The organism is Mycobacterium sp. 1245852.3, from assembly GCF_001669335.1.
GTDB classification, from domain to species: Bacteria; Actinomycetota; Actinomycetes; order Mycobacteriales; family Mycobacteriaceae; genus Mycobacterium; species Mycobacterium europaeum_A.
The window spans coordinates 1-1,145 of record NZ_LZLL01000460.1 but is presented as its reverse complement, the minus strand read 5'-3'; the positions used below and the strand labels follow the sequence as shown (position 1 = coordinate 1,145).

The window sequence follows — 1,145 nt, the reverse complement described above, 5'->3', positions numbered from 1 at the left end:
GTCGGGAGTGTACGACGACCGATGCGGCCCGATCATCGCCGAATGGCTGGCAGAGCGGGGCTTTTCGGCCGCGCAGCCCGAAGTCGTCGCCGACGGGCCGCCGGTCGGCGACGCACTGCGCACGGCGATCGACGCTGAGGTCGACGTCATCATCACCTCCGGTGGCACCGGCATCTCACCCAGCGACAGCACACCGGACCAGACCGTGGCCGTCGTCGACTACCTGATCCCGGGCCTGGCCGAAGTGATCCGCCAGTCGGGCCTGCCCAAGGTGCCGACGTCGGTGCTGTCGCGCGGCGTGTGCGGCGTGGCCGGTCAGACCCTGATCGTCAACCTGCCGGGTTCGCCCGGCGGCGTGCGCGACGGCCTGGGCGTGCTCGCCGATGTGCTGGATCACGCGCTCGACCAACTCGCCGGTAAAGATCACCAGCGATGACGCTCGTCGTGCGCGCTGCCATGACCGAGCACCCGATCTCGCTGGCCGAGCACGAAGAGTTGGTGGGGCATCAATCCGCCGGCGCCATCGTCGGGTTCGTCGGCGTGATCCGCGACCACGACGGCGGACGGCGGGTGGTGCGACTCGAGTACTCAGCGCACCCGTCGGCCGATCAGGTCATCGCCGACGTGGTGGCCGACGTGGCCGGGCAATCCAGCGGCGTGCGTGCCGTGGCCGCCAGCCACCGGATCGGCGCGCTGCGCATCGGAGAGGCCGCGCTGGTGGCGGCCGTGGCCGCCGATCATCGGCAGGCCGCGTTCGCCACCTGCGCGCATCTGGTGGACACCATCAAGGCACGGCTTCCGGTGTGGAAGCACCAATTTTTCGCCGACGGAACCGAGGAGTGGGTCGGCTCGGCCTGACATTCCTGCGCCATGCCCGACACGCCCCGAAGAGGAGGGTTTTCGGGGCGTGCGGGGAGTGTGGCGGCGTTAGGCGCTAGGCGACGGCTGAGCGAGAGCGTCCAGCGCGTCGTTTCCTTGAACGTCTTGCGACCGGATCGCGTCCCACAGCTGCTGGGTGTAGCCGGCGTCCTCGACGTGTTGCGGCATGCCGGCCGGTACGAAGCCGTGGAAGTCCGTGTCCACGACGGGCGCAGCGTCCGCCGGGGGCGCGGGCGGCACCGCGTCGGCCGGCGGCAGGTCCGCGG

The 1,145-nt window shown here is 70.7% G+C and carries 2 protein-coding genes and 1 pseudogene; 2 read left to right on the top strand and 1 reads right to left on the bottom strand.

All coding sequences use genetic code 11. The annotated features are described in order from the left end of the window. Positions 1-436 (top strand): molybdenum cofactor biosynthesis protein B (locus tag A9W96_RS20490; protein WP_082972518.1); only part of this gene is annotated, 436 nt, incomplete at its 5' end. Beyond that, the gene (locus A9W96_RS20485; RefSeq protein WP_067142556.1) at positions 433-858 is read left to right on the top strand and encodes a molybdenum cofactor biosynthesis protein MoaE; all 426 of its coding nucleotides are present in this window, start codon (positions 433-435) and stop codon (positions 856-858) included. The genes A9W96_RS20490 and A9W96_RS20485, both read left to right, overlap by 4 nt. Positions 859-927: 69 nt before the next feature. Here the strand turns inward: A9W96_RS20485 and A9W96_RS20480 are convergent. Next, positions 928-1,145, bottom strand: a pseudogene (locus A9W96_RS20480) (resuscitation-promoting factor RpfA); the annotation flags it as partial.

Coding starts and splice junctions, on each gene's coding strand:
- A9W96_RS20485 (WP_067142556.1), top strand. CDS start 433: ATGACGCTCGTCGTGCGCGCTGCCATGACCGAGCACCCGATCTCGCTG.